22 protein-coding genes are annotated in these 20968 nt (G+C 41.6%); 8 read left to right on the top strand and 14 right to left on the bottom strand.

Translation table 11 applies throughout. The annotated features are described in order from the left end of the window. Window positions 1-7: 7 nt before the first annotated feature. Both ruvA and H9Y05_RS13760 read right to left on the bottom strand, forming a co-directional pair. Window positions 8-583: a Holliday junction branch migration protein RuvA gene (ruvA, locus tag H9Y05_RS13765; RefSeq protein ID WP_163491569.1), complete on the bottom strand. Its 576-nt coding sequence runs from the start codon at window positions 581-583 to the stop codon at window positions 8-10. 3 nt (window positions 584-586) lie between these two features. After that, entirely contained in the window at window positions 587-2851 is a 2265-nt protein-coding gene (locus tag H9Y05_RS13760) for an NADP-dependent malic enzyme (protein ID WP_163491570.1), read from the bottom strand. Window positions 2852-2994: 143 nt separating this feature from the next. On the opposite strand from H9Y05_RS13760, the gene H9Y05_RS13755 reads away from it, so the two are divergent. Further along, window positions 2995-3399 (top strand): thiol-disulfide oxidoreductase DCC family protein, encoded by a 405-nt coding sequence (locus tag H9Y05_RS13755; RefSeq protein WP_216714615.1) that lies wholly within the window; start codon window positions 2995-2997, stop codon window positions 3397-3399. A gap of 61 nt (window positions 3400-3460) precedes the next feature. Here the strand turns inward: H9Y05_RS13755 and H9Y05_RS13750 are convergent, their stop codons facing one another. After that, on the bottom strand, window positions 3461-4465 hold the full coding sequence (locus tag H9Y05_RS13750; RefSeq protein WP_163491572.1) for a T9SS type A sorting domain-containing protein: 1005 nt from the start codon (window positions 4463-4465) through the stop codon (window positions 3461-3463). A 251-nt stretch (window positions 4466-4716) separates the two neighbouring features. On the opposite strand from H9Y05_RS13750, the gene H9Y05_RS13745 reads away from it, so the two are divergent. The 5 genes from H9Y05_RS13745 (at window position 4717) to H9Y05_RS13725 (ending at window position 8524) form a co-directional block, all read left to right on the top strand. Next, the gene (locus H9Y05_RS13745; RefSeq protein ID WP_216714614.1) at window positions 4717-5595 is read left to right on the top strand and encodes a pirin family protein; all 879 of its coding nucleotides are present in this window, start codon (window positions 4717-4719) and stop codon (window positions 5593-5595) included. A gap of 219 nt (window positions 5596-5814) precedes the next feature. Further along, window positions 5815-6891 carry a baeRF3 domain-containing protein gene (locus H9Y05_RS13740; RefSeq protein WP_216714613.1) on the top strand — a complete coding sequence of 359 codons (1077 nt, stop codon included), beginning with the start codon at window positions 5815-5817 and terminating at the stop codon, window positions 6889-6891. A 44-nt stretch (window positions 6892-6935) separates the two neighbouring features. Further along, window positions 6936-7820, top strand: a complete 885-nt coding sequence (locus tag H9Y05_RS13735; RefSeq protein WP_216714612.1) for a pirin family protein — start codon at window positions 6936-6938, stop codon at window positions 7818-7820. A gap of 3 nt (window positions 7821-7823) precedes the next feature. Beyond that, entirely contained in the window at window positions 7824-8219 is a 396-nt protein-coding gene (locus tag H9Y05_RS13730) for an OsmC family protein (protein WP_216714611.1), read from the top strand. Window positions 8220-8242: 23 nt separating this feature from the next. Further along, complete coding sequence (locus tag H9Y05_RS13725; RefSeq protein WP_163491577.1) at window positions 8243-8524, top strand: GNAT family N-acetyltransferase; 282 nt, start codon at window positions 8243-8245, stop codon at window positions 8522-8524. 14 nt (window positions 8525-8538) lie between these two features. Here the strand turns inward: H9Y05_RS13725 and H9Y05_RS13720 are convergent, their stop codons facing one another. The 3 genes from H9Y05_RS13720 to H9Y05_RS13710 all read right to left on the bottom strand — a co-directional run bounded on the left by H9Y05_RS13720 (window position 8539) and on the right by H9Y05_RS13710 (window position 12750). After that, window positions 8539-8973, bottom strand: coding sequence for a DUF7793 family protein (locus tag H9Y05_RS13720; protein WP_163491578.1), 435 nt, complete (start codon window positions 8971-8973; stop codon window positions 8539-8541). Window positions 8974-9193: 220 nt separating this feature from the next. After that, window positions 9194-10480: a polyamine aminopropyltransferase gene (speE, locus tag H9Y05_RS13715; RefSeq protein ID WP_163491579.1), complete on the bottom strand. Its 1287-nt coding sequence runs from the start codon at window positions 10478-10480 to the stop codon at window positions 9194-9196. A 1628-nt stretch (window positions 10481-12108) separates the two neighbouring features. Then, a complete protein-coding gene (locus H9Y05_RS13710; RefSeq protein ID WP_216714610.1) occupies window positions 12109-12750 on the bottom strand; it encodes a transglutaminase-like domain-containing protein in 642 nt (213 codons plus the stop codon). Window positions 12751-12794: 44 nt separating this feature from the next. Between H9Y05_RS13710 and H9Y05_RS13705 the strand changes: the two genes are divergently transcribed. Continuing rightward, window positions 12795-13370, top strand: coding sequence for a hypothetical protein (locus tag H9Y05_RS13705; RefSeq protein ID WP_216714609.1), 576 nt, complete (start codon window positions 12795-12797; stop codon window positions 13368-13370). Window positions 13371-13482: 112 nt separating this feature from the next. Here H9Y05_RS13705 and H9Y05_RS13700 read toward each other — a convergent pair whose 3' ends face one another. From H9Y05_RS13700 to H9Y05_RS13690, 3 genes are read right to left on the bottom strand one after another with little or no spacing between them, the layout of a single operon-like run. After that, the gene (locus tag H9Y05_RS13700) at window positions 13483-13698 is read right to left on the bottom strand and encodes a hypothetical protein (RefSeq protein WP_163491583.1); all 216 of its coding nucleotides are present in this window, start codon (window positions 13696-13698) and stop codon (window positions 13483-13485) included. A gap of 1 nt (window position 13699) precedes the next feature. After that, on the bottom strand, window positions 13700-15943 hold the full coding sequence (locus tag H9Y05_RS13695; protein ID WP_216714608.1) for a TonB-dependent receptor: 2244 nt from the start codon (window positions 15941-15943) through the stop codon (window positions 13700-13702). A gap of 58 nt (window positions 15944-16001) precedes the next feature. Further along, on the bottom strand, window positions 16002-16319 hold the full coding sequence (locus H9Y05_RS13690) for a hypothetical protein (protein WP_216714607.1): 318 nt from the start codon (window positions 16317-16319) through the stop codon (window positions 16002-16004). Between the two features lie 104 nt (window positions 16320-16423). Here H9Y05_RS13690 and H9Y05_RS13685 point away from each other — a divergent pair, with 104 nt between their 5' ends. Further along, entirely contained in the window at window positions 16424-16813 is a 390-nt protein-coding gene (locus tag H9Y05_RS13685) for a Fur family transcriptional regulator (RefSeq protein ID WP_163491586.1), read from the top strand. 6 nt (window positions 16814-16819) lie between these two features. Here H9Y05_RS13685 and H9Y05_RS13680 read toward each other — a convergent pair whose 3' ends face one another. The 5 genes from H9Y05_RS13680 to H9Y05_RS13660 all read right to left on the bottom strand — a co-directional run bounded on the left by H9Y05_RS13680 (window position 16820) and on the right by H9Y05_RS13660 (window position 20946). Continuing rightward, on the bottom strand, window positions 16820-17728 hold the full coding sequence (locus H9Y05_RS13680) for an NAD(P)/FAD-dependent oxidoreductase (RefSeq protein WP_235992217.1): 909 nt from the start codon (window positions 17726-17728) through the stop codon (window positions 16820-16822). 115 nt (window positions 17729-17843) lie between these two features. After that, window positions 17844-18440, bottom strand: coding sequence for a class I SAM-dependent methyltransferase (locus H9Y05_RS13675; protein WP_235992214.1), 597 nt, complete (start codon window positions 18438-18440; stop codon window positions 17844-17846). Between the two features lie 23 nt (window positions 18441-18463). Continuing rightward, a complete protein-coding gene (locus tag H9Y05_RS13670; RefSeq protein WP_216714634.1) occupies window positions 18464-19663 on the bottom strand; it encodes a GTP-binding protein in 1200 nt (399 codons plus the stop codon). A gap of 5 nt (window positions 19664-19668) precedes the next feature. Further along, entirely contained in the window at window positions 19669-19860 is a 192-nt protein-coding gene (locus H9Y05_RS13665; RefSeq protein ID WP_216714605.1) for a hypothetical protein, read from the bottom strand. A gap of 303 nt (window positions 19861-20163) precedes the next feature. Then, complete coding sequence (locus H9Y05_RS13660; protein WP_163491591.1) at window positions 20164-20946, bottom strand: SDR family oxidoreductase; 783 nt, start codon at window positions 20944-20946, stop codon at window positions 20164-20166. Window positions 20947-20968: the final 22 nt, after the last annotated feature.

The following is a 20968-nucleotide window of genomic DNA, read 5'->3' as shown; positions in this document are numbered from 1 at the left end:
CCAACACTTATAATATTTTCAACGCTTCTTTAATTATTTTTTCAACGGTATCATCGTCCTGTGTCACTTTATCAATCGCTTTCTCAGCAGATTTCTTGTCAAAGCCGAGCGAAACCAATGCAGTTAACGCATCAAATCGGTTTGTATTGTTCTGGACAACTATATTTTCAGTTGAAAAATTCATTTTTAACATTTTGTCCTTCAAATCAATGATGACACGCTGCGCTGTCTTCGCTCCAATACCTTTGATGCTTTGTATCGTTCGAACGTCCTCTACCTGGATGGCATGTGCGATTTCTTCCGGGACAAGCGACGAAAGCATAATCATAGCCGTATTCGGACCGATTCCTGAAACAGAAATCAGGTGTTCGAACATCGTGCGTTCTTCCAGTGTAGCAAAACCATACAGCAAATGTGCATCTTCGCGCACAATGAGTTTGGTATAAATCCGCACTGCTTCATTGCTCCCGAGTCCGGAGAATGTATTAAGAGATATGTTAACAAAGTAGCCAACCCCATTGCATTCAACAACAATATTGGTGGGATTTTTTTCAGCTAGTTTTCCATTGAGATGCGTGATCATGTCCTATTTATTTCCGGCGTCAACGACTGCGACTTTTACCATGTTGATAATTTCCCGCACAGAAGCTCCCATTTGGAGCACGTGTACCGATTTTTTCAACCCGATCAAAATAGGACCGATTGCGTCTGCTTCCGTAATTTCCTGCAATAATTTGTATGCAATGTTTCCTGAAGAAAGGTTTGGAAAGATCAGTGTATTCACTTGCTTGTTGGCCAGTAATGAGAAACTGAATTTTTCATTCATCAGGTCGCTGTTCAGTGCAAAGTTTGCCTGCAACTCTCCGTCCACCACCAAATTCGGGTATTTCTGGTGTAAAATCTCTGTCGCTTTTGACATTTTTTCGGGATCTTCTCCCGGTGAAGAACCAAAATTAGAATACGCCAGTAAGGCAATCCGCGGAGTGATTTTGAACTTGCGCATTGTTTTAGCTACATTGGCAGTAATCTCAGCTATTTCTTCGGCTGTCGGGTTCAGATTCATTGTTGTATCTGCCAGAAACAGCGGTCCTCGTTTTGTATTCAGGATGTACATTCCCGCCACGGTATTTACCTCTTTTTCCAATCCGATTGCCTGAATAACAGGACGAACAACAGAACGGTAATTTCGGGTCAAGCCGGAAACCATTGCATCAGCATCTCCGTTATCAACCATCATTGCTCCGAAATGGTTTCGTTCGCGCATGAGCTGGATGGCTTCAAATTCTGTCACCCCTTTTCGCTTGCGCTTTTCAAAGAATTTTTTCCCGTAACAAGTTCTTCTTTCCAACTCTTCTTTTGATTTCGGATCAATGATCGTTACATCATTAAAATCCAGGCTGTATTCATCGATGAGTTTTTTAATGACTTCTTTATTCCCCAATAAAATCGGGTATGCAGTTCCTTCCTCACTTGATGTTTGAGCCGCTTTCAGGATTTTGATATTGTCCGCTTCGGCAAAAACAACACGTTTCGGGTTTTGCTGTGCTTTATCCGTCAGGTTTCTGATCAATTTGTTATCCAGTCCCAACCGGTTTTTCAGTTCCATTTCATACGCATCCCAATCTGTAATGGGCTGCTTTGCCACTCCTGATTCCATTGCTGCTTTTGCTACTGCAGGTGCTACGTAATAGATCAAACGGGGATCCAGGGGTTTCGGAATAATGGACTCGCGTCCGAATGAGATTGATTTTTCATTGTATGCTTCAATCACTTCTTCAGGAATTGTTTCTTTCGCCAGGGACGCAATCGCATGAACAGCTGCCAGCTTCATTGCTTCGTTGATTGTTGTTGCTCTTACATCCAGCGCTCCTCTGAAAATGAACGGGAATCCCAGTACATTGTTCACCTGGTTCGGATGATCAGAACGACCAGTTGCCATAATGATATCCATACGCGCGCTTGTCGCTTCTTTGTACGAAATTTCCGGTTCCGGGTTTGCAAGTGCAAAAACGATCGGATCTTTAGCCATGCTTTTGATCATCTCTTTATTTACCAACCCTGCCCGGGAAAGACCAAGAAATACATCCGCTTTTTTAAATGCATCTCCGAATTCAACATCTTTTTTATGCACGGCAAATTCCTGCTTGTTACTATCCAGGTCCGTTCTTCCGGCATGAATCAACCCTTTGGAGTCATACATGTAGATATTCTCCAGCTTTGCCCCGAGCGCATGATACAACCGTGCACATGACAAGGCCGAAGCTCCTGCTCCGGAAACAACGATTTTTACTTTTTCAATTTTCTTTCTGGCCAATTCCAATGCATTCAGCAAGGCAGCAGAAGAGATAATTGCTGTTCCGTGCTGGTCATCATGCATGACGGGGATGTCCAGTTCTTCTTTTAGTCTCCGTTCAATTTCAAAAGCTTCCGGTGCTTTGATGTCTTCCAGGTTGATTCCTCCGAATGTCGGAGCAATTGCTTTTACGGTCTGAATGAATAACTCTGTATCTTTTGCATCGACCTCAATGTCGAACACGTCTATATCTGCAAAAATTTTAAATAAGAGTCCCTTTCCTTCCATCACCGGTTTTGATGCTTCCGGCCCGATGTCTCCAAGTCCTAAAACGGCTGTTCCGTTTGATATTACAGCAACCAGGTTGCCTTTCGAAGTATATTTATATGCATCCTCACGGTTATCGGCTATTTTTAAGCACGGTTCTGCGACACCCGGAGAATACGCTAATGACAAATCACGTTGAGAAGTGTACGGTTTCGTTGGAATAACCTCTATTTTACCAGGTCTTCCTGATGAGTGATAATCCAATGCATCCTGTTTCTTCAGCTTTCCCATAATTTTTATTTTAAGAGGGCAAAGGTAACAAATAGAATTGAGATAGGAGTTCTTTTAAACGAATCAATTATAAACAATCCATTGGAAACCGAATAACATTTTTTCGTATCATTGTTACCAGTTTTAAGCAGGATCCGAAAGCGATGGACAATACAATTTCAGATACAATTATTTTCTATGACGGGGACTGTGGTTTATGCAACCGAAGTGTTCAGTTTGTATTGAAACACGAACGCCATTCCGCTCTTTACTTTTGCGCATTGCAATCTACGTTTGCCGAGAGTTTCTTTCAATCACATCACCTTCCTTCACCGGATTTAACAACCGTCTATTTTTTTGAAAAAAATCACCTCTATCAAAAATCGGAAGCTGCATTTAAAATCATCCCGCACCTGAAATGGTACTGGCAACCACTACGAGTGTTTTCAGTGTTTCCCCGATGCATTACAAATCGGGTCTACGATTTCATTGCCCGTCGCAGAAAACAAATCGGAGGAACATTTTGTGTAATTCCTTCTCAAGAAAACAAAAAACGCTTTATCAGCTGACAAATGATGAAAATAAAAAGGGGATCTTTCGACCCCCTTCCGGTAACTATTAATCATCCGATTATTTAATCGTAATTTTTTGTACTGAAGTTTTACCATCAGCAGCCAATTTCACTGTATACATTCCGCTTTTTACCTCCTTGAGTTTGACAGAAGCACCTGCAGTTACTTCAGATGAATATACTGTTCTTCCTGAAAGGTCAATCACTTCTACAGTTCCTTTTGCAAAGTCTCCGGAAATAGTGAATTCACCATTCGAAGGGTTTGGATACAACACCACGTCATTAATTGTATTGTTTTTCAATCCTACTGTAGAGAAGTTTTTAGACAACACTTGTCGTTGCTCACCTAATCCCGAGATGGAAATATATGCATCTACAAAGATCGGAAGATCCTGATCTGCCAGGTCGTAATATTCGTGTTGCGTTCTGATTACTTCAACAGACGTAAATCCTGCATTAACCAATGTTGTGTCCATGGTTGTCAATCGGAATAAGTTTGTCAAATCCACATCCGGCAGTTTCAATGTCCCTGTACCATCAATAATCGAGTACACTTGTCCTGTTACTGTTGCCGTTGTCGGCACCCCAACATTTATTTCTGTACTTCCCACATAGGCATCTGTTGATGTACTTCCGTAGTTGAACGGATATGTCATCTGGATTGCCTCATCCGTGTCAAAAACGACAACAACTTCTCCGAACGTCGGATCAGTGAAAACAAATCCCTGAGCAACTCTTTCCGTTGCCGTAGAATTAAAGTACTGCAGAATAGTCCCCTGCGTAATTGCCTTAACGGAAGTAGGGAATTCTGAAGCATTCGGAGTAGATGCCGCATCGCTCACAGCAATCGCCTGTGTAGTCGCCATGTTCATATTCACCGTTGAATAATCCCATGTCACCCCTGTTCCTGTAACAGATGAAACAGAAGCCATTGTCACAGCACCTGTATCAACAACATACATTAAAGAAGAAGCACCGATTGCAGGTTCATTTGACTGTGTCAACTGACCAAAAGACGCCTGAGAAGTTAAAATAAGAGATGCAAGTAAAAATCTTTTTTTCATAATTTTCTTTTTAGATAGTCAAAACTAATTAATTATTTTTAATTACAACTAATTGCGCAAAACACAATTTCAGGTTGATATTACCTTAACGAACGTGAACTGCAAAAGGTTGACAGTAGTTTACATTTTTCTCAACATTCATTAATTAAACACTTTTCACACAGACTGCTACCATTCTTAACATATATCAATGCTCAATCGCTTATTCCCCCGTAACTTTGTACTGTTATTAATCAATAAATCATTCTGTTATGGCAACAAAAAATATAGAAATCGTTGTTTCTCCAAGAGAACCACATTTCGTAGGCGACGGGTTCAGAGTTCACAATTTCATTCCAAGTGCTTATCGCCTGGATATGCAACGCATGACTCCTTTTATCATGCTGGATTACAATTCAAAATTCCGGTTTGCACCCAGTACACATCCGAAGGGTGTCGGTGTTCACCCGCACAGAGGTTTTGAAACGGTTACGATCGCTTATAAAGGGCGGGTAGCGCATCACGACAGCAGTGGCGGAGGGGGAATCATCGGAGAAGGAGACGTTCAATGGATGACTGCTGCCTCCGGGGTACTGCACAAAGAGTATCACGAAGAAACATTCAGCAAAGAAGGAGGTATTTTCCAGATGGTTCAATTGTGGGTCAATCTGCCTGCAAAGGACAAAATGAGCCCTCCGAAGTACCAGGCAATTAAGAATGAATCCATTCCGCGTTTCCAATTGGGAAACAACACAGGTGAAGTGGAAGTAATTGCTGGAGAATACAACGGTGTAGCAGGAGCTGCATCAACATTTACACCTGTACACATGCTGAATGCCAAATTAAAAACAGGAGCAACTGCTTCGTTTGATTTCCCGGCGAATTACAACACTGTTTTATTGGTCATTGAAGGAAGTATTACCGTTAACAACAACGAAAAAGTACCGACGGATCACCTGGCTTTATTTGAAAACGAAGGGGAAATATTCTCCATAACAGCAGACGAAGACGCGATTGTTCTGGTACTGAGTGGTGAACCGATTGATGAACCAATTGCAGCACACGGACCTTTTGTGATGAACACACGGGAAGAATTAATTGAAGCGTTCAATGATTTTAACCAGGGTAAATTCGGATACCTGGAAGATTAACACCTTTAAACAATGGTGTCTTGTCAGATCAGAAATGAGATGAACAAGTATCTTCTGCGAGGCAAACCAGAAGCTTAAAAAAAGTTAATTTGTTGACTGTTAATTTTTTGCTGACTATATTTAGCTAAATTGCTTTTTCAACACAATCCCAACCTATTTCCACGGCTTATTGCAGGAAACGGCAATTTTATAAAAACTGTAATCAGTAAAATAAAATATATGTCAATTAAGCAAAAATTAGAAACGTTAGCTACTGAAAGAAATGCACCATGTGTCACAATTTCATTCAACACACATCGTACGCGCCCGGACAATGAAAAAGACAAGATTGTATTAAAAAATCTGGTGAAGGAAGCAGAAACGAGAGTCATTGAAAAATTTGGAAAAAGGCCTGTTCAGGCGTTACTGGATAAGTTATCTTCCGTTACTGAACAAATAGATGTGAGCTATAACCTGGATAGCTTACATCTGTTTCTTTCAAACGATACGCTGGAAATTGTCCGCTCCATCTGGCCAACCAATGAAAATATCGTTCATGTGTCTGATGCATTTGTAATCCGTCCATTAATAAAAAGCTATTCCCGAACCGAAGAATACTACATTCTTCTGCTTTCTCAGGGGGGAGTTCACCTGTACCATGCAATGAATGATTCAATTGTTAAAGAAATCATCAATACGGATTTTCCGTTTACAGAGAATCCGATTATGCTCACAGACCCGGTACAGGCGAGTGATGCAAAACGGGTAGACAATAAAGCAAGGGAATATTTCAATAATGTAGACAAAGCGTTGGTTAAATTGTATCGCGATTCAACAATAAAAACGGTTGTGGTAACCACAGAAAACAACTACAGTCTGTTACAGCAAGTAGCTGATTTTCCTTCTGTTTATTTAGGAAATATCACGCTCGACTTCAATAATTCAGCACCGCATCAGTTAGTTGACCAGGGATGGAAATTCATTCAGTCACTTCAACAAGAGCGTCAAAAAGAGGCAATCGCTGAAATGAAAAACGCTGTCTCGGATGGAATTGTTGTGACAGATTTACAAGAAATTTATCAGGCTGCGCTTGATGGTCGCGGGGAATTGTTAATTGTCAATCAGCACTTTTCACAACCTGTAGTTCTTGAAAACCGTACACTGAAAGTTGTAGAAAGCGGGGAAGGAAAAGACGTTATTGACGATGTTGCAAGCACTATTTCATGGGAGGTCGTATCCAAAAAAGGAAGAGTGGTTTATACGGAACAAGAACATTTAAGTGATTTAGGAAATATTGCCCTAAAGACGAGATATTGAGGTGAATCTTTGGTATCTTTGAAAACAACATTATAGTCAAAACAATGTCCAATATTCAATTAATTATAGAAGAACGGGCTGCCGACATCGGAAACTTCCTGGTCGGCCGCCTACTCCCTTTTCGGGAAAAACGATCCGTGGGGCCGTTTGTGTTCATCGATCACATGGGACCGGCTCAGTTAAAAGACTACCAAAACCTGGACGTACCGCCTCATCCGCACATCGGACTATCAACGTTGACATACCTTTTTGAAGGTGCGATCTTCCACCGCGACAGCCTGGGAACAGAGATGGAAATTCAACCGGGAGCGGTCAACTGGATGACAGCAGGAAAAGGAGTGGTACATTCCGAACGAACGCCGGAGTACCTGCGGACTTCCGAAAAACGACTGCACGGACTTCAAATTTGGGTTGCATTGCCGAAACACCTGGAGCAAAGCGAACCCAGCTTTCACCACATCGAAGCAAAAGATATTCCTCAATGGGAACAGGACGGTGTACAAATCAAATTAGTGGCGGGTGAAGCATTCGGGAAAACATCGCCTGTACCTGTCCATAGTGCGCTGTATTTCATAGAGATCAAAAGCACTGCTGCCGTTTCAATCAATATCGGTGAACATCTGTTTGGTGAAAGTGCCCTTTACATCCTGGAAGGTTCTATTAAGAGTGACGGTCATGAATACGGTCCGAAACAAATTTTAATCGCAAAAGACACTAAATTGTGTCAAATGGAACTAACGGAACATACCACCATCTATATTTTCGGCGGGGATGCATTTCCCGAAATCCGCTACATTCACTGGAATTTTGTTAGTTCAGAACGGGAACTGATCGAACAGGCAAAACACGACTGGTTGGAGCAGAAGTTTCCGAAAGTACCGAATGAAACGGAATTTGTTCCCTTACCGGATTACTCACTAAAAAAATAATACATGCAACGCGTAACTGCAACGACGGGAACAGAACGTTACAAAACGGTAATTCGCTCATCCGACCATACAATTACGGGTGACGAACCGGTTGAATTGGGCGGACAAAACCGGGGGATGAACCCCGGAGAATTACTATGCAGTTCACTGGCTTCCTGCACCTCCATTACACTTCGCATGTATGCAGACCGAAAGGAATGGAAGATTCATGAAATCAATGTTACGGTTGTCCTGAATGATGAAGACAAAACACATCCCCTAATACACCGGACAATCGAAATCAGCGGGGAGGACGTAGATGAACAACAACAAACGCGTTTACTGGCAATTGCGAATGCGTGTCCGGTCCATAAATTGCTGAGCAGGGGGATAGAAATTCGTACGGAGATGAAATTTTGAATCACTAAAAATAATAGGAAAATATGGAAATAGAACACATTAACAATGAAACAAAAGGGTTCTTCAGAGTTGTTGAAGATGGTAAAGAGGCCGGCAGAATGACCTACTCATGGGCGGGTGAGAAGAAGTTCATCATTGATCATACAGAAGTAGATGCCGCGTTTAACGGAAGAGGTGTCGGAAAAAAAATGGTGTTGGCAGCAGTTGAATACGCTCGTAAAAATGAACTGAAGATCATTCCACTGTGCCCGTTCGCGAAAAGTGTATTTGATAAAACAGAAGAAATCAGGGATGTGCTTTCGTGATGGAACGTTTGCACTTAATATTCTTTATGTGAAGCGGGATAAATCGGGGTAAACCGCATTCCCGCTTCTTTCATTTTGTCGTAGGAATACTGAACAGCCTCTTCGAATACACCGAAAATTACAAATTTAGAAGATGTTTTAAAGCGGTTTGTATAATATTTTGCCAGGATTCTGTCTGCCATGTTCTTGGCATACATGGAAATGCTCAATACATGTTCTTTAAAAGGCATTTCCGTATGTTGAACCACGTCATCCGAAATAGAAATAAATTCCCCAAATTCAACAATCGTCGGGTATTTTCGTTGATCTCCGCTTTTCAACTCAATGATGGAGTTAATAATGTTTCGCTGCATTTGATTATTGACAACCGCCTCATTCTTCACATACGCGTGGATAATGCCATCTCCGCGAAGCCCCATTATCAAGTCTTCAAACTCAAAAATTTTCACCAAATCTTGTTTTTCTTTCACGTCTTTTTCCTTAATACAAATCAGCAGTGAATGCAGTAGTTTTTTGTGTTTTTGATGTTTAAGTGGCGAGTAACAAAGGTATTTATTTTATTTGAAACAAAATGTTAAAAAGCTGATTCAGGGATAAATATATCTTAAAAAAGAGAAAAAGCCACGTTTGGTAACGTAGCTTTTTCAACAACTATAAAACTGACTGAAATTACTTTTTAATCAGTGCTTTAACGAAATTTGGTGTTGCGAAACTCGCTTTGTGAATATCCGCGTTGTAGTATCGCAATCCTTTTGCATCAACAAACGCATCAATTGCAGTTTCGTTTGTAATTGCTTTCGGTGCGATTCCTCCTTTGATTCCATATTGGAAGCTCCACATTCCTGTCGGATAAGTCGGGACGTAGAACAAGGAAACCGGAGCATTTTCTTTCCCGAAGATGTCCTGCAAGGTATGATTCAATTCTGCAAATGCCTTCTCATTGAACTTAGGAGATTCTCCCTGAGCAACAAGAATTCCTCCTTCTTTCAGTGCATTGAAACAGTTGGTATAGAACTCTACTGAGAACAGACCTTCCGCCGGTCCGACAGGATCGGAACCGTCTACAATGATGATATCAAAAGATTGAGGGGCTGCATTTTTAATGTATGCAATTCCATCGTCTACTTTCAGGTCCAGCTTTGGATTGTCAAACGCAGCAGCAATCTGTGGCAGGTGTTCTTTACACGCTTTGATTACCTCTCCGTCAATTTCTACCATTGTTACTTTTTCGACACCTTCATGGCGCAGGATTTCCCTTACAGTTCCTCCGTCTCCCCCACCGATTACCAGGATGTTTTTTGCATTTCCATGTGTAAACATAGCAGGATGTGAAATCATTTCGTGGTAATGGAATTCATCATTGATTGTTGTCATGACCATGTCGTCCAATGCCAGCATTTTCCCGTATTTTGTCGATTCAAGAATACGAACGCGCTGAAAAGGTGACTGAACATCGAAGAATACTTCACCTGTAAAACGCAATGAAAGTGCCTGGTCCTCGTCTTTATCCGTGAACCATACATTTCGTGTGTAAAAATCCGGGTTTCTCCATTCCGCAGCTTTTTCACGCATTGTTGTCATGTCAAAATCATTGCGTGTCAACAAGTTTACAGAACCTCTCTTCATTTCCAGTGCTGAATAGGATTTTGATTTGAAACACTCTTTGAGGTAGTCAAATGAAATCCATGCATCCATTTCTCCGCATGTAAACAAGTCAACAGCAGCATATCCGTATTCCGGCCATGTATGTATGGCTAAATGGCTTTCTTGGATAACCACTACACCAGAAACTCCATAGGGAGAAAAATGGTGAAATGTTGAGTTAATAACCGTTGCTCCAGCTTTTCTTGCTGCATCAACCATGTCACGCTCAATTGTTGCCACATCATTCATAATGTGTGGATCACAGTTCATAAACTCTACGAGAATATGATTACCAAGTGCTACGTTACTCATTTTTCTTTTCGATAAATTTTAAAATTAGAGGGCAAAAATAGTGTATTTTAACGACTTTCCATTATTTTTTGGTTAAATAAACATTATTCTTCGGATGTGAATGAAAAGAGGGAACTGGTAAAAAACGTCTGGTTTTACATCGGGAATTTACAGTGTTACTTTGGAATGAGGGGGGTATATGATATGGTACTAATTTCTCGCGAAGACGCAAAGGAGGTGTTGTGTTTAGGGCAAGAAGGAAATGATTAAGCTATTGAGGATGTGAAGAAATTAATCGTTTCGGAAGAAATGTGGTAGTACTTGCTCGCTAAGGCGCGAAGACGCAAAGGCATTGTTGAAGAACAGGTAACATGAATAGGATGATTAAATAGATGGCGTTGGGTCATAATCTCAGAATGATGTTGCAGGATTTGCTAATCGCAACTTGGCGACTTGGCGAGAAAAAAATATAATCGTTCTATCGTAGTTGCAGAGCAATGTTGGATGAATTAATGGCTCGCTAAGGCGCGAAGACGCAGAGGAATTGTTGAAGAACAGGTAACATGATGGAATGATCGAACATGTATCGTTGTATCATAATTTCATGGAGATATCAGACACATGAACTAACCACAGCTTGGCGACTTTGCGGCTTTGCGAGAAAAATACAATCGCTCTATCGCAGTTGCAAAGTGATATTGAGTGAAGTAATCGCTCGCGAAGGCGCGAAGACGCAAAGGAGCTGTTGAAGAACAGGTAACATGATGGAATGATCGAACATGTATCGTTGTATCATAATTTCATGGAGATATCAGACACAGGAACTAACCACAGCTTGGCGACTTCGCAAGAAAAATACAATCGTTCTATCGCAGTTGCAGAGCAATGTTGGATGAATTAATAGCTCGCGAAGGCGCGAAGACGCAAAGGAATTGTTGAAGAACAGGTAACATGAATAGGATGATTAAATAGATGGCGTTGGGTCATAATCTCAGAATGATGTTGCGGGATTTGCTAACCACAGCTTGGCGACTTTGCGACTTTGCGAGAAAAATACAATTGTTCTATCGTAGTTGCAGAGCAATGTTGGATGAATTAATAGCTCGCGAAGGCGCGAAGATGCAAAGGAATTGTTGAAGAACAGGTAACATGAATAGGATGATTAAATAGATGGCGTTGGGTCATAATCTCAGAATGATGTTGCGGGATTTGCTAACCACAGCTTGGCGACTTTGCGACTTTGCGAGAAAAATACAATTGTTCTATCGCAGTTGCAGAGCAATGTTGGATGAATTAATGGCTCGATAAGGCGCGAAGACGCAAAGGAATTGTTGAAGAACAGGCAACATGAATAGGATGATTAAATAGATGGCGTTGGGTCATAATCTCAGAATGATGTTGCGGGATTTGCTAACCACAGCTTGGCGACTTTGCGACTTTGCGAGAAAAATACAATTGTTCTATCGTAGTTGCAGAGCAATGTTGGATGAATCAATGGCTCGCAAAGGCACGAAGACGCAAAGGGAGTATTCAAAAAGGAAAATCGGATGGAATGATCGGACTTGTATTATTGTATCATAATTCCATGGGGAGATTCAATGCATTAGCTAACCGCAACTTTGCGAGAAAAATACGTAACCATACTGCATTCACATGTGGAAAAAGGAAAATTCTTTTGAGTCGTACACTTCTTCGAACAGATGGGGATAGTGTTTCTTCATCTCACTGTTCATCAATTCAACGGGAACATCATCAAATTCACCATAAAAATGAACGTATTCCATGAATTGCTGATTACCTTCAAATTCCTGGAACATGGAGTCTGTTTTTCCATCCCAGTTCAAAGTAGACACTTTGTTGATCCGGCATACTTTCTGATCAAATGCAGGTGTACACTTTACCCATTTTCCATCCAGAAACAGTGATACATACCCGTGAAATACGATTTCTTTCTTCCGCAGGTATTTTTCCAGCTTATCCGTTCCTATGTGATTGACAACAATCGCATATCCCAGACTGGACGGAATTCCTTGTTTTCGTGCACAAGCAGCCAATACAATCGCTTTTTCAACGCACCATGCTCGTTTTCTTGTGAGAATCCCGGATGCAATTAATGACTGCGGTCGTAAATCCAGGTGAAACGGATCATACAAAAAAGAATCCCGCACCAGGTAATAGAGCTGTAGTGCTTGTTCGGTTCCGTTTCCGTGCAATGATGTCTCCTTCAGAAATTCATCAAACGCAGGATGTGAATAATTTAAATATGCTGTTTCTCTTAAAAAGTTTTCCATTGTGGTGTGCTTTCACCTATTTTTGTGACAAAACGTGTAATCCGATGTCCGATCAGGAAGTGACAAATATAGAAAAGAATGACGAACAACTCTTTCGTCCGCACCTCAAGCGGGCCAGAAATTTCGTTTTGGGAGACGAACGCCCGGGGCTGTATACGCAAATTGTTTTTTTTACAGGGTTATTGATTACTTCTATCTTCGGTATCTGGAATACTATTTCCTATATCATCCTAAAGCAACCGCTGTTCTTAAAACGTCACAAGCAGGTAGATGTCGAAGCCATCATTTCACTGCGGGGTCGTGAATTAGGATTTGAAGGAACTGATTTTTACAATTATCTGGAACGATTTCACCTGATGGGAATCGTGCTTTGGCTCTGCGTGTTGATTGGATTCATTTTTCTCTGGAGGAAGCAAAAGTGGTCCGCCTACATTATTATTGGCGGCATTCTTCTGTACAGCTCCATCATGACGTTTCTGCTGGGAGCTACCTATTTTGTGGAAGACACGACATTGTTTGACAAACTTTCTCTCCTGGTTCTTTTCCTACTGGTATTGATTCATCATTTTGTAATCGGCAACAGGAAAATAGTCATCGAAGAACATATAGCAGAAGAATAATTCCCCTTTTCGGGAGCAGTTGATTGGTGTTGAAACGACCACTACTGATCAATCTTTGTTGAGCAAAGTTCAAATCCACTCCGCCCAACAAACGATTGATGAATGTAACTATTTAATGTTCGTGGCAATGTACCTCGTAAACGGTTCCGTCTACCGCATAACCACTTGCTTCCAGGTTCTTCAGGTCGTCTCCGCACCGTTCACCCAGCTCAACTTCTTGTCCGTTGTACTCGTAATGACATTCGTGGCATTCTTCTTTTTTGCATGACGCAAGTGCTAACGTGATTACCGCTACGGCAACCAACGCTCCAACTGAATTGATTTTCATATTATTTAAAATTTAAATTGATTACTAATTTGACATAGTAGGATCTTCCCATGTTTTCCAACCCGAGGGTCTTCAAACGGGAAAGGTGATTAATGTAACTGGTATTGGTCAGGTTGCGGACACCAAACTGTAACTGTACCGGCACATTGCTATCAAAGGAACATTGCACGCCAAAATCAAGTAAACTATAGTCAACAGATGCTGTTTCAAACGGAGAAACGGTTTGTTGCGGGAGATAATAGGCATGTTGCAGCACCACATTATCAATTCGGAACTTGCTTTTCATTTCAAAACGGGCGCTGATGGAATTGGTCCAGCGCGGTTGCGGAATGAGCGAATATGCATCCGTATCCGGCGACAGCATTGTCAGGTAAGAAAAGGTACTTTCAACATGTAAAAAGTGGGCAAAATGCGGATGCCAATGCAATCCAAGGTCTGCACCAGTCTGCAAAACAATGGAATTTGTCTGTCGGTAATTGAATACCTGAACACCACTGATAAACGAATCCTGAGGTTGTACAAAAATATAATCACGGATACCATTGACAAACGGATTGACGACAACCGAAAGGTGTTCTCCTGCATACTCGTACGATAAATCGAGTTGCAATGCTTTTTCCGTTGTCAGGTTCACATCTCCGATTTCGTAGCGGAATGTTCCGTGATGTACTCCTTCGGAAAGCAATTCGGACAAATGAGGAATCCGGAAACCCGTTGTGGCATTTAGTCGTAAAATATGCTTTTTAGAAACGGAGTAGTTTGCTCCAAGTGAGAAGTTATATCCTGCATATGTTTTGGAAAACGATTCCGTAAATTTATTATCGGCGGTGGCGGCAATGGAACGCAAATCAGCACGAACCCCTCCTTTCAATTTCCACTTATTCTTTGTCCAGGCTGTCAGAAAATACAGCCCGTTATCATTTTGCCGGGCATCCGGGACAAGACGATCTTCCGCCTTTGAACTGTTCTCCTGAATCAGGTACATTCCCTGTAAACCATATGTGAGTACAATGTTATTCTTCAATTTTGATTCAACATTGAGCTTATACGGTATGTTGTAGGTATTGATCAACAATTCAGGAATGGTTACCTTTTCATCGTGTTCAATCAACTGATTCATGGTAAAAGCTGTCAGCAACTGAATGGTGTGCTTTGATAAGATAAATTTATTCTCCCAGGAAGCAATGTGATTGCTCAGGTACTGTACAGGCAATGTTTTTTTACGTTGCTGTGCTGCGGAAAGAAAATCGGCTGTTTCGGGAATAGAATCATGGGTATGTCCGGGAATTCCTAATGTAGATGTGGACCAATCATAGCGAATATTTCCAACCCATTTTCCTTTGTGCCATCCCACTCCCAATTTTGCATTGACATCCTGAAAACGGGAATTTTTCACATAACGCCCGTCCGGAATCTGATAATCTGCATGTGACGCAAAACGTCCTCCGGCAAGAATTTTCAGGTTTTTTGTCGTGCCTTTGTACAACAATGAACTGGCGGATCCCATGGTGTTACTTTCAAACAAAGAGGAAGCTGTAATAGAATGACTACCCTGATTCTCATATTGTTCGTTGGATAAATAGAATACGCCTCCCAACGCATCCGCTCCGTATTGTAACGAAGCAGGTCCTTTTAGGACTTCTATTGTTCCGATTCCCAATTCGCTGATCCCCATTCCGTGATCTCCTCCCCACTGTTGGCCTTCCATACGGACACCGTTTAGCAATGTCAATACACGGGTTCCCTGCAATCCGCGGATCACCGGTTTTGAGATTCCCGGACCAGTAGATAAATTATATACTCCGGGGATGCTTTCCAACATCTGCCCCAATGAGGCTTTTGGCAACTCGTTGAGTTCTTTTATTGATTTCAGTTCTACATAACTGACACTGTTACTCTTCAGCTCATTTCCGGATGCCGTTACTGTCACCTCATCAATTTCCAGGTGAAGTACTTCCATTTTAATGGATACAAAACGTTCTTCATTGTCGAATACGGCAGTGAGTGTCTGCGTCTCATATCCTGTCGCATTAATTCTTATCTGTACTGTTTCCGGAAATTTCCCCCGAATAACAAATTTTCCGTTTTCATTACATTGAACGGTCATATGGAAATCCACCAATGTGACCTGGGCAAACGGAATCCCATCCTTTGTTTCTTCGTCCACTACTTCTCCCTGAATGGACTGAGCAAGTGTCTGACCTCCCAACAACAGGAGTACAGTGCACACTATATATTTAATCATGATACCTGTTGGTTATAAAACGAATACAAACGTATTGCAGCGCTCAGGCTGCGGTGTATTAACACACGATTGTACCAACAGGAGGACCTCTGAGGGTGTGAACTGAAATATCCGAAACATCAACTAATGCCAGCGTGATTGCTGCGGCAATGTAATTGTCCGGAACAGGAAATTGAAATTGGAATGCAACAGGAGTGAGTGCCGGTTGCAGGGTAAAATCGCAGACATAACAATCTTCATCTGTATCAGAATGATCGTGATCATTATCGTGCGCACATGATTTTTTAACCTCATCGTGACTATGCCAGCTACTTCGCGGAGAAAAAATGACCGCAAAAGCAAAAAGCAATGTGTATGTCAGCAATTGTTTTATCATAAACACTAAAAAATAATCCTGTGGGACTATTCATGCAATTCTGTTGCGAAAATAATTACTATTTTTGTATTTGCAACAATGTTGCGTTATTTTTTTGAAAAAAGATGAAACAAACCCGGAACACAGCTGCTAAGACAGAGATCTTAAAATTGATCAACCATTCTCCTGTGGCGTTATCTCATGCTGAAATTCAATCGGCACTGAATGGTCTGTGCGACCGTGTAACGATTTACCGTGTTCTGGAACGTCTGATTACGGAAGATGAAGTACACAAGGTTGTCAACCTGGAAGGTGTCGTAAAATATGCTTCCTGCCATTCCTGCTCTTCAGAGGAAAAGCATATTCACACACACAATCATGCCCATTTTAGCTGTGAAAAATGCAAAGAAGTGACGTGTATGGAAGACATTGAACCAAGTTTTAAGGTTCCGAAAAATTACCAGGTTCACGAAATGAACTTCACCTTATCCGGAATTTGTCCGAATTGTCGTTAATTTCTTTTAAAACACTTCTCTCGTTAATTCCATATTGACCATTGCACCTGCCATGTTCCCTGAGGCGACAGCACCTGCAACGGATCGCATCATGGATGTATTATCTCCACAAGCATAAATCCCCGGCACTGTTGTTTTGTAAAACGCATCCGTTTTCAGATAGCCCTGCTCGGTAAGTTCGCATCCCAATTCTTCCGGAATTGTTGAGTGCTGCTCAAAAGACACTGCTGCATAAACAGCGTTGAATCCCAATTGCTTCCCATCACTGAACACAACATTTTGTACCATTCCGTTTTCATGCTGTATTTCGGCAACAGGCATTTCTATTATCCCGATGTGGTGGCGCTGGAATTTTGAACGCTGTTCAGCATCAAAATCGGCTTTCCCTGCTGTAAGAACCGTAAGATGTTCCGTAAGGTTATTGACCAATGAAGCCACATGAAACGCCCGCTCTCCGTTTGCCATGATTGCCGTGCGTTTTCCACGGTATTCATACCCGTGACAATACGGACAATGAATGACTGAAATACCCCAACATTCGGAAAATCCCTTTATTTCCGGTAGTTTGTCTTTGATTCCGGTAGCAAAAATGAGCTTTTTAGCGGTCACACGAACGCCTGATTGTGTGACAATTTCAAATCCGTCTTGTTTTTTATACCCATGCACTGCAATATCCTGAAGAAATGTGACTGTCGGGTAATGCAAGACCTGATCCTTTGCTTTTTTAGCGATTGCAGCTGGTGTTTCTCCGTCCTGGGTAATAAAATTGTGTGAATTCGGTGTCTGCTTGTTACACGGATCTCCCCCATCGATGATCAACGTTGTTCGCATTGAACGCCCCAACGCCATTGCAGCAGATAAACCTGCATAACTCCCACCGATAATGATTACTTCAACGTGTTTACTCTCTTCCATTTTATTCCGTTTAACGAACGTTGTCAAAGGAACAGGCACTACGACTGTCAACGCAGCTAAACCTCCTGTTTTGATCAACGTTCTTCGTATTATTTTATTCATATAATCCCTTCTGTCATTTTTTACATTTAATCAGATAAAAAGGATAATTATCATTGACTTCTGTGACTTCTATCAATCCTGATTTTTCAAATTCTTCCCGGATCGTTTCACGGTCATAGAAAAACAATGTTGCACCACCAAACAATTCAAACCGATCTTTACCAATAGATTTCCCCTGTCCATAGGTAGCTGCTTCTTTTGAAATGACTGAAAACACCATGTATCCGTCTTCAGACAATTGTTCATAACAATTCCTGATCAGTTGTGCCCGTTCTTCCTGATCCAGCAAATGGATCAGCGCGTGGCAAAAAATGCCTTCGTATTTTGTTGCATCAAATGGCATCTCATTGACAGAACCATGGTGGATGGTCAGTTCTGTTCCGTAATGCTTTCGCGCCAATTCGATGGCTGTTTTTGAGATTTCAATTCCGGTAACCTTCATCCCGTTTTCCCGGAAAATCTGTGCATTTCTACCATACCCGATTCCCGGAATCAGTACGTTTTGAATTCCTTTTTCTATAAAAAAGTTATTGGTCAATACAGCAGATATCGCAGGTTCAAATCCCCACATCTCCTGTTTGTCAATAAAGCTGGCTTCCCAAAATTCCATGATCGTTGTTTGTATTAAAGTAATTACAGATTTACAGGGAACGGGTCCTTAAAGTTGGTATTTTTTCCAAACAATTCCTCTTCACTTTTTGTAATCAGGCAATTTTCCAAATCTGCAATCATTTGTTGTTTGTTCATATTTTGCCCGATAAACACCAGTTCATTTATCCGGTCTCCCCATTGTTTATCCCAGCGGTTTTCAATGATCTCCCGGTTATGGGCAAACGAAGGGTAACGCATTCGCTCTTCAAATGGCATACTGCACCACCACACCCCTGCCTGTTCCAGTCGGGAAGAGCCACCCGCCTGTGAAAAATTCAGCGCATCATCCGGTCGGGATAACAGCCAGAACAATCCTTTTGCACGGATGACACCCGCCGGGTATTCTTCGTTCAGATACTTCCATAAACGCTCCGGATGAAATGGTTTATTGTTTCGGAACACAAACGAACTAATGCCATATTCTTCTGTTTCGGGCACGTGCTGTTCTACCTCTAATTCCTTTTGCCAACCAGGTGCATTCCGGGCTTCTTCAAAATCGAACAACCCGGTATGGAGTAGCTCTTTCGGGTTGACACCTCCAAACGTAGCTGCAATGATTTTTGCACCCGGATTCAGTTTTTTAATGGCCGCTTTTAACACTCCAACCGTTTCAATATCGACCAAATCTGTCTTATTCAGCACAATTACATTTGCAAATTCGATCTGATCGGTCAGTAAGTTCACAATGGTACGATCATCTTCTTTCATGTCCGTCAATTCACGGTCTTTCAATAATTCATTGGTACTAAAATCACGAAAGAAGTTAAAGCAATCCACCACCGTTACCATTGTATCAACATAGCTGAATTTAGACAGATCAATCCCATTTTGTTCATCTACAAATGAGAATGTTTGCGCCACCGGAACAGGTTCACTGATCCCCGTGCTCTCAATTAACAGGTAATCAAATCGTCCTTCACCTGCCAAACGCTCCACTTCAATCATCAGGTCTTCCCGCAGAGTGCAACAAATACAGCCATTGCTCATTTCAACCAGTTTTTCTTCCGTCCGTGACAATGTATGTTCGTTTTCAACCAATCGCGCATCTACATTGACTTCACTCATGTCATTGACGATCACAGCTACTTTTAACCCTTCTTTATTGTGCAAAATGTGGTTGAGCAAGGTTGTTTTTCCTGCTCCGAGAAATCCGCTCAAAACGGTCACCGGAAGTTTTCTCATCGCTTTCATACCTGTTTCAACCAACGAATGATGTTCTGCAAATGTTGTTCACCGTACAGTTCTGCAAATCGGCGTGTTTCCGGATTTGTTTCATCCTGGTAAACGGTTAATCGTCGCTCTGCAAATTCTGTTGTCAGATCAATGCGGCAATCATTGACAATACATTGCTTCCACTGTTCGAATGTCTGAGGTATCATATAATTAAATTATTAATGCAATTTTGTTGCAATAATAAATAGAAAGATTTAATTAACGCAACAAGGTTGCGATTATTTTTTTATCCCTTCATTTTATCCTCCCCCTTTATCCCCCTCCAAAACGGGAGACAAAATCTATTCTATTCTTAAAAAGATACTCAAAATCAAAGAGAAGAAATTTGGTGTTATTCATGAAAATTCCGTTAAGCGTCGGTACATTTCCCCTTTGGAGGGAGGAGGAAGCAACATAAAAAATCCCCGGACACATGCCCGGGGATCTCCATCAACACTAACTGTTGAATCTTATAGTGATTTCGTCCTTCCGCCGTCAACCGGAACATTGATTCCATTAATATAAGAAGCTTCCGGGGATGCCAGGAATACAATTGCATTCGCAACTTCGATCGGTTCGGCTATTCGTTTCATTGGTGATTCTTTTGCCATTTCGTCAAAGATTTCGGTGGTTGTTTCTCCTGTCTTGGATGATTTTGCTTCGGCAATGCTTTGCAAACGTCCGGTATTGGTTGCTCCCGGAAGTACATTATTTACCGTAATTCCGTATTGTCCGAGTTCATTTGCCAAGGTTTTGCTCCAGTTGGCAACCGCTCCGCGAATGGTATTGGAAACTCCCAGATTGCTCAATGGCTGCTTCACACTTGTTGAAATCACATTGATAATTCGTCCGTAACCAGATTCGACCATTCCTTTGTACAAAGCCTGAACAAGGATGTGATTACAAATCAGGTGTTGATTAAATGTCGAAGTGAATTCTTCAATTGCCGCATCGATAATCGGTCCGCCTTTTGGTCCTCCAGTGTTATTGACCAGGATATTTGCATGATTGCCCGCAGCAACCCAATTTTCCACGATTGTTTTCAACTCTTCAGGTTTACTGAAATCAGCTGCTAAATAGCTATGTTTTTGCCCTTCGGAAGCAGAAAGCTCATTCACTCTCTCTTTTAAGGCTCCTTCGTTTCTGGCAACCAGAACAAGTGTGGCTCCTTTATCTGCTAATAATTTTGCGGTTTCCCATCCGATTCCCTGTGTGCTTCCACACACGACTGCAGTTTTATTTTTTAATGACATGCTTCTGTAAACTTCGATTTGG

It is taken from the genome of Taishania pollutisoli, from assembly GCF_014518315.1.
In the GTDB taxonomy this organism is placed as follows: Bacteria; Bacteroidota; Bacteroidia; order Flavobacteriales_D; family Crocinitomicaceae; genus Taishania; species Taishania pollutisoli.
Note: the sequence above shows the minus strand (reverse complement) of the source record. Positions and strands in the feature narration are given on the sequence as shown.

Excerpts from the sequence above, each read along its gene's own strand:
- H9Y05_RS13690 (WP_216714607.1), bottom strand. The coding sequence starts at position 16,319 with ATGATAAAACAATTGCTGACATACACATTGCTTTTTGCTTTTGCGGTC.
- H9Y05_RS13755 (WP_216714615.1), top strand. The coding sequence starts at position 2,995 with ATGGACAATACAATTTCAGATACAATTATTTTCTATGACGGGGACTGT.
- H9Y05_RS13685 (WP_163491586.1), top strand. The coding sequence starts at position 16,424 with ATGAAACAAACCCGGAACACAGCTGCTAAGACAGAGATCTTAAAATTG.
- H9Y05_RS13680 (WP_235992217.1), bottom strand. The coding sequence starts at position 17,728 with ATGGAAGAGAGTAAACACGTTGAAGTAATCATTATCGGTGGGAGTTAT.
- H9Y05_RS13700 (WP_163491583.1), bottom strand. The coding sequence starts at position 13,698 with ATGAAAATCAATTCAGTTGGAGCGTTGGTTGCCGTAGCGGTAATCACG.
- ruvA (WP_163491569.1), bottom strand. The coding sequence starts at position 583 with ATGATCACGCATCTCAATGGAAAACTAGCTGAAAAAAATCCCACCAAT.
- H9Y05_RS13745 (WP_216714614.1), top strand. The coding sequence starts at position 4,717 with ATGGCAACAAAAAATATAGAAATCGTTGTTTCTCCAAGAGAACCACAT.
- H9Y05_RS13730 (WP_216714611.1), top strand. The coding sequence starts at position 7,824 with ATGCAACGCGTAACTGCAACGACGGGAACAGAACGTTACAAAACGGTA.
- H9Y05_RS13750 (WP_163491572.1), bottom strand. The coding sequence starts at position 4,465 with ATGAAAAAAAGATTTTTACTTGCATCTCTTATTTTAACTTCTCAGGCG.
- H9Y05_RS13735 (WP_216714612.1), top strand. The coding sequence starts at position 6,936 with ATGTCCAATATTCAATTAATTATAGAAGAACGGGCTGCCGACATCGGA.
- H9Y05_RS13675 (WP_235992214.1), bottom strand. The coding sequence starts at position 18,440 with ATGGAATTTTGGGAAGCCAGCTTTATTGACAAACAGGAGATGTGGGGA.
- H9Y05_RS13705 (WP_216714609.1), top strand. The coding sequence starts at position 12,795 with ATGTCCGATCAGGAAGTGACAAATATAGAAAAGAATGACGAACAACTC.
- H9Y05_RS13760 (WP_163491570.1), bottom strand. The coding sequence starts at position 2,851 with ATGGGAAAGCTGAAGAAACAGGATGCATTGGATTATCACTCATCAGGA.
- H9Y05_RS13665 (WP_216714605.1), bottom strand. The coding sequence starts at position 19,860 with ATGATACCTCAGACATTCGAACAGTGGAAGCAATGTATTGTCAATGAT.
- H9Y05_RS13740 (WP_216714613.1), top strand. The coding sequence starts at position 5,815 with ATGTCAATTAAGCAAAAATTAGAAACGTTAGCTACTGAAAGAAATGCA.
- H9Y05_RS13710 (WP_216714610.1), bottom strand. The coding sequence starts at position 12,750 with ATGGAAAACTTTTTAAGAGAAACAGCATATTTAAATTATTCACATCCT.
- H9Y05_RS13660 (WP_163491591.1), bottom strand. The coding sequence starts at position 20,946 with ATGTCATTAAAAAATAAAACTGCAGTCGTGTGTGGAAGCACACAGGGA.
- speE (WP_163491579.1), bottom strand. The coding sequence starts at position 10,480 with ATGAGTAACGTAGCACTTGGTAATCATATTCTCGTAGAGTTTATGAAC.
- H9Y05_RS13670 (WP_216714634.1), bottom strand. The coding sequence starts at position 19,663 with ATGAGAAAACTTCCGGTGACCGTTTTGAGCGGATTTCTCGGAGCAGGA.
- H9Y05_RS13725 (WP_163491577.1), top strand. The coding sequence starts at position 8,243 with ATGGAAATAGAACACATTAACAATGAAACAAAAGGGTTCTTCAGAGTT.
- H9Y05_RS13695 (WP_216714608.1), bottom strand. The coding sequence starts at position 15,943 with ATGATTAAATATATAGTGTGCACTGTACTCCTGTTGTTGGGAGGTCAG.